We start from the raw sequence: 675 nt of genomic DNA, 5'->3' as shown, positions 1-675 counted from the left end.
TTACGTTGATTACCCACCCTACTACGGAAAGACTCTAGAGAATGGAGGCCCTATAAGTGAAATCATTTCAGCTGCTTTTAAATTAAAAAATTACAAAGTAACGAAAGAACAACTGCCATGGTCTAGAGCGCTAGAATGGACCAAAGAAGGTAAATTCGACGGTATCTATACCGCCTGGTACAGGAAAGATCGAGAAAAAGATTTCGCCTATTCTGCAGAGCTCCCTGCAAATAAAGTAGTTTTATTCAAACGCAAAGACGCTCAAATCAATTATCAAAGTTATTCAGATCTAAAACCCTACACCATCGGCGTTGTTCGCGGATACGCCAACCCACCAGGCTTCGATGAAGCAGGCCTAACCCTCGCCCCCGTAACGACAGATAAACAGAACCTATTAAAATTATCTGCTTCCCGAATAGATTTAGTATTAGTAGATAAAGCACTAGGAAATTACATCATTAAAACGCAAATTCCTGATATGGCAAATCAACTCTAATCACTTGAGCCACCGCTAAAAAAAGATCCGCAATACTTGATGTTTTCAAGAAGTTCGCCTGGCTACCAAATAAAACTCAATGATTTTAACGATGGTCTGAAACAACTCAAAGAGTCGGGGGAAATAAAAGCGATCCTAGAAAAGCATGGGTTACAGTAGATAACTGTATCCTATCTGGG

The 675-nt window shown here is 40.1% G+C and carries 1 protein-coding gene; it reads left to right on the top strand.

Annotated elements, in window-relative coordinates; translation table 11 throughout:
- Nucleotides 1-496: ABC transporter substrate-binding protein (locus tag A3757_RS20960; RefSeq protein ID WP_068740240.1), on the top strand; the 496-nt coding region annotated here is incomplete at its 5' end.
- Nucleotides 497-675 lie beyond the last annotated feature (179 nt).

This window comes from Oleiphilus sp. HI0117 (genome assembly GCF_001635235.1).
Note: the sequence above shows the minus strand (reverse complement) of the source record. Positions and strands in the feature narration are given on the sequence as shown.